The sequence below is a fragment of the Sphingomonas sp. genome (assembly GCF_048594985.1).
Lineage (GTDB): Bacteria > Pseudomonadota > Alphaproteobacteria > Sphingomonadales > Sphingomonadaceae > Sphingomonas_I.
In genome coordinates this window covers 1-4,598 of sequence record NZ_JBMDXG010000098.1, presented here as the reverse complement: position 1 = coordinate 4,598, position 4,598 = coordinate 1, and the positions used below count along the sequence as shown (strand labels likewise).

Annotated in this window: 5 protein-coding genes and 1 pseudogene; 1 reads left to right on the top strand and 5 read right to left on the bottom strand. The window is 67.2% G+C overall.

Annotated elements, in window-relative coordinates; translation table 11 throughout:
- From ACOJSF_RS03710 to ACOJSF_RS03690, 5 genes and pseudogenes are all read right to left on the bottom strand, one after another.
- Positions 1–189 (bottom strand): annotated as a pseudogene (locus ACOJSF_RS03710) (cytochrome c); the annotation flags it as partial.
- Positions 190–253: 64 nt separating this feature from the next.
- Positions 254–787 carry a hypothetical protein gene (locus ACOJSF_RS03705; protein ID WP_420140879.1) on the bottom strand — a complete coding sequence of 178 codons (534 nt, stop codon included), beginning with the start codon at positions 785–787 and terminating at the stop codon, positions 254–256.
- An 18-nt stretch (positions 788–805) separates the two neighbouring features.
- Positions 806–2,338 (bottom strand): PQQ-binding-like beta-propeller repeat protein, encoded by a 1,533-nt coding sequence (locus ACOJSF_RS03700; RefSeq protein ID WP_420140878.1) that lies wholly within the window; start codon positions 2,336–2,338, stop codon positions 806–808.
- A gap of 236 nt (positions 2,339–2,574) precedes the next feature.
- A complete protein-coding gene (locus tag ACOJSF_RS03695) occupies positions 2,575–3,039 on the bottom strand; it encodes a cytidine deaminase (protein WP_420140877.1) in 465 nt (154 codons plus the stop codon).
- The gene (locus ACOJSF_RS03690) at positions 3,032–3,517 is read right to left on the bottom strand and encodes a UPF0262 family protein (protein ID WP_420140876.1); all 486 of its coding nucleotides are present in this window, start codon (positions 3,515–3,517) and stop codon (positions 3,032–3,034) included. The genes ACOJSF_RS03695 and ACOJSF_RS03690 overlap by 8 nt, the downstream gene beginning before the upstream one ends.
- Before the next feature lie 104 nt (positions 3,518–3,621).
- Here ACOJSF_RS03690 and ACOJSF_RS03685 point away from each other — a divergent pair.
- On the top strand, positions 3,622–4,598 hold a 977-nt coding region (locus tag ACOJSF_RS03685), incomplete at its 3' end, for a DnaB-like helicase C-terminal domain-containing protein (RefSeq protein ID WP_420140875.1).

Sequence of the window (4,598 nt, the reverse complement as noted above, 5' to 3'; positions counted from 1 at the left end):
CGCGGAATCGCCGCCGCCGAGCGACGGGCCGTGGCACGAGGCGCATTGCTGGCCATAGGCCGCCTTGCCGCTGTTTGCCTGCTCGGCCGTATAGGCGCCGTCCCATACGCTCGCGATCGGCCCCTGGGCGTAGGCGGCGGTCAGCCCGAACGCCACCAAAGCGGCCATCCCGACGCCGGCCGCCGGCATGTGCAATCGTCGTCCACCACGTCCAAACATCCGAATACTCCCGTTCTTTCCGCCACTTGGCGCATCAAGCCCCTTTCGGAAGCCTGAACGCCAGCAATTCGCCGCTATAATTGCCGCCGCCGATCGCGACGACGATATATTGCCGCCCGTCGAGCATGTAGGTCATCGGCGATCCGCTCTGGGGCGCGGGCATGTAGACTTCGCCCTTCTCCTCGCCGGTCGCCTTGTCGTAGGCGCGCAGCATCGCGCCGCGCACCCCTTGCGGATTGGTGAAGAATCCCGCCTCGCCGCAGATGATGAGGGTCTTGGTCGCCAGCGGGCCGAGATTGCCCTCGCGCCCGGTGCGGGGGATTTTCAGGCCCTTCAGCGCGGGATGGTTGCGGACATTGTCGGGCGTTTCGCCATGCGCGATCCGCCAGGCGATCTCGCCGGTCTTCAGGTCGATCGCGGTGATGCTGCCATAAGGTGGCTTGAGCAACGGCAGGCCGCGCACCGTGAGCGGCCCCGGCCGCTTTTCTCCCGGCTTGGGCGGGGGTGGCCGGCGGAAGCCGCCCGCCGGCAATTCGCCACCCATCGCGAATTGCGAGCGCGGCCGCATGCCCGTCACGCCCTGGACCTAGGGGACTTCGGAGACCTTGGGATCGTCGTTCGGCACGATGCCCGCCAGCGAGACCGTGTTCTTCGAATAGACGTAGACGAGGTGCGACTCCGGGTCGTAGCAGCCGCCCGGCCAGTTCGTGCCGCCCTGGATACCGGGCGATATGAGCGTCCCGAACGGCCCTTCGGGCTTGCTCAGCGTCGGCGGCGTGAACAGCGGCCCGATCGTGTAATTCTTGACCAGTTCCAGCGCCTCGGCGCGCAGCTCGGGCGTGAAGTCGATCAGCGCCTCGGGCGTCACCCCCTGATTGTCGTAGGCGGGGGGCTTGGTCGGGATCGGCTGCGTCTTGGCATACCATTCGCCGGGCACGTCGCCCTTGGGCACCTTGCGCTCGACGATCGGCCAGATCGGCTTTCCGGTCTCGCGATTGAGGACGTAGAGGAAGGCCTGCTTGCTCGGCTGGGCGAGCGCCTTCACGATCTTTCCGCCGTGCGGGATGTCGCACAGGATCGGCGCGCAGGGCAGGTCGCGGTCCCACAGCCCGTGATGGACGAACTGATAATGCCAGCGACGCTGCCCCGTCATCGCGTCGACCGCGACCAGCGATTCACCGAACAGCGCGTCGCCACGCCGGAACATGCCCATCTCGTCGCCTGTGGCGAGTTCGACCGGCAGGTAGACCAGCCCGAGTTCCTCGTCGGCCGACATCTGCGCCCACACGCCGCCATTGCCCACCTGGTCGGCGTCGCCGTCGACCCAGGTGTCGTATCCGAACTCGCCCTTGTGCGGGATGGTGTGGAAGATCCACGTCCGCTTGCCCGTGCGCACGTCGAACGCGCGGACATAGCCGCGCACGTTGCGGCGCTTGGCCGGCACGTCGCCCGCCATGTGCGCCGCGCCGACGACGACGCGGTCCTTGACGATCAGCGGGGTCGAATGGAGCCCGACGTCGCCCGTATCGATGTCGACCTCCTGATCGAAGTCGCGCTTCAGGTCGACGACGCCATTGTCGCCGAACGCCGGGTCGGGGATCCCGGTCGCGGCATCGAGCGAGACCAGCTGATAGCCGATCGTGACGTAGAGGATGCGTTCGATCGTGCCGTCGGTCCAATAGGAGACGCCGTGGCCCGAAAGCTGGCGCGGCGAATTGCGCGCGCGCGCGCCTTCGTCGATGCGGTGGATCCACAGCATCTCGCCCGTGCCGGCGTCCAGCGCGACGCACGCCCGCCGCGCGCCGGCGGTCGAATAGAGCCGCCCCTTGATCACCAGCGGCGTGGATTCGAACTGATATTCCTTGCGGTTGCCCAGCTGGTCGGTCTTGAATCGCCACGCCACTTCCAGCTCGCTGAAATTGGCGGCGTTGATCTGGTCGAGCGGCGCGTAGCGGGTGTTGGCCGTGTCGGCGGCATAATGGCGCCAGTCCGTGTCGCCCGTCCGCGTCACTGGCGGCGCGGCCAGATAGGTGGCCGCGCGTCCGATCTCGCTCGACATCAGCATCGTCATCGCCGAACTCGACAGGAACAGCCGCCTCGACACCGTTTGCATTTGCATCCTCCAGCCTTCTTTTTTCTGTGGATCGTGGACCGTGCGCTCTTCCGGCGCCATCGTCGTCAGCCCGCCGCGCGGGATAAGCCTGACATCGTCATGACATTGCGGAATTCGGCTCCGTATCCACCCCCGACCTTGGGCGTATCGGGCGGGGGGTGCCGCGATCCGTCCGAACGCGCTTCAGGCGTCCGAATCCTCGGCTAGCATGGCCGAAACGCAAATCCTATAGGATATAGGGTTTAGGCGAGACCGAGATCGCCGGGCCCGAACGCGTGCGGGAGCAACTCGGACAGGAGGTGGCGGCGCATCACCGATCCGTCGGCGGAGGCGCAGTAGATGACGATGTCGCGCCGCCCGAGGTCGGCGGCCTCGTTCAGCATCTGGCGGCAACGCCCACAGGGATAGATCGGCACGTCCCCGATCAGGCCGCCCGGCCCGATCGCGCCGCCGACGATGCCGATCGCCACGACGTGCCGGAGCTGGCCCGCGACGTTGGCGGCAGCCAGCGCGACCGTTTCGGCGCATAGCGACAGGCCGTAGCTGGCATTTTCAAAATTGGTGCCCGGAACGATCGTTCCATCCTCCAGCAGCAGGGCTGCGCCCACGCCGAAGCGGGAGTAAGGCGCGTGGGCGTTGCGCGCCGCCTCCAGCGCGTGATCGACCAGCACGCGCCCGGCCACGTCCTCCAGCGCCAGCTCAGCCACGGATGTGCAACGCGGTGATGAGCGTGAACAGGCGGCGGGCGGTCTCGAAATCGACCTCGACCTTGTTGGCGAGGCACTCGATCAGCAGTTCGGCTCCGCCGTTGTGGATCCCGCGCCGGGCCATGTCGATCGTCTCGATCTGCTCGGGCTGCGCCTTCTGCCCGAGCGCCTGAAAATAGCTGTCGCAGATAGCGAAATAGTCGCGGATCGGGCGGCGAAACCGGGTGAGGCCGAGCTTGATCGTCTCCAGCAGGCGCGCATCCGCCTCCGCAATCTCGATCACCAGCCGTCCTTCCTCGACGCGCAGGGTCACGCGGTAGGGGCCGCCATAGCCGTTCTCGATCGGTCGGCGCGGGGCGAAGTGGTTGCCGGCCAGCAGATCCTGGATCGCGATCATGCGCTCGCGATCGATATCGGCGGCACGCTGGGGCAGCGTGTCGCCGTCCAGCTCGATCGCGATGATGCGGGGGTCGGTCATCGTCATCGATCTATCGGAGGGGCGACGACTTTTCCACAGATCCGCGCACCATTGTTTCGGCGGGGTCGCTTGAGTGGCGCGGCGGTCGGGCGGATAAGCCGCGGATGCCCGAACCGCTTCGAATCGTTCCGCCCGCCGCCGACGGCGGTGCCCACGCCCTGCCGCACAATGTCGAGGCGGAGGCGGCGCTGCTCGGCGCGCTGATGATCGACAATCGGCTGGTCGAGGATGTCCAGATCCGGCTGCGCGCCGACCATTTCCACGATCCGGTCCATGCCCGCATCTATGAGGCGATCCTGCGGATGGCCGATCGCAACATGATCGCCAACCCCGTCACGCTGCGCCCCAATTTCGAGGCGGACGAGGATCTGAAGGCGCGCGGCGGCCCCGCTTATCTGGCGCAGCTGACCGGGTCGGGCGCGGCTTTGATCGGCGCGCGCGACTTCGCGACCCAGATTTACGATCTCGCTTTGCTCCGCGCGCTGATCGGCGTCGGCCGCGACATGGTCGAAAAGGCGGTCGACACATCGCAGGATGTCGATCCCAAGCTCCAGATCGAGGAGGCCGAGGTCGCGCTGTATCGCGTGGCGGAGGAGGGGGGCGAGCAGGGCTCGGTCAAGAGCTTCAGCCAGGCCGCGAAGATGGCGGTCGAGCAGGCCGAACGCGCGCTCAATTCGGGCGGCCACGTCTCGGGCGTCACGACCGGCCTCGACAGCGTCAATGCGCGCCTGGGCGGCCTCCACCCATCGGACCTCATCATCCTCGCCGGGCGGCCGGGCATGGGCAAGACCAGTCTCGCCACCAACATCGCCTTCAACGCCGCGCGCCGGCTGGTGCGCGATCGCGAGGACGGGATCGCCGACGACAAGTCGGTCGGCGCGGCGGTCGCCTTCTTCAGCCTCGAAATGTCGGCCGATCAGCTTGCGACGCGTATCCTGTCGGAAAATTCGGGCATCAGCTCCGAAAACCTGCGCATGGGCAAGATCAGCCAGCAGGATTTCCGCAACCTCGCACGCGCGGCGGGCGAGCTGGAAAGCCTGCCGCTGGTCATCGACGACACGCCCGGCCTGACCATCGCCGC

Excerpts from the sequence above, each read along its gene's own strand:
- ACOJSF_RS03690 (WP_420140876.1), bottom strand. The coding sequence starts at position 3,517 with ATGACCGACCCCCGCATCATCGCGATCGAGCTGGACGGCGACACGCTG.
- ACOJSF_RS03700 (WP_420140878.1), bottom strand. The coding sequence starts at position 2,338 with ATGCAAATGCAAACGGTGTCGAGGCGGCTGTTCCTGTCGAGTTCGGCG.
- ACOJSF_RS03705 (WP_420140879.1), bottom strand. The coding sequence starts at position 787 with ATGCGGCCGCGCTCGCAATTCGCGATGGGTGGCGAATTGCCGGCGGGC.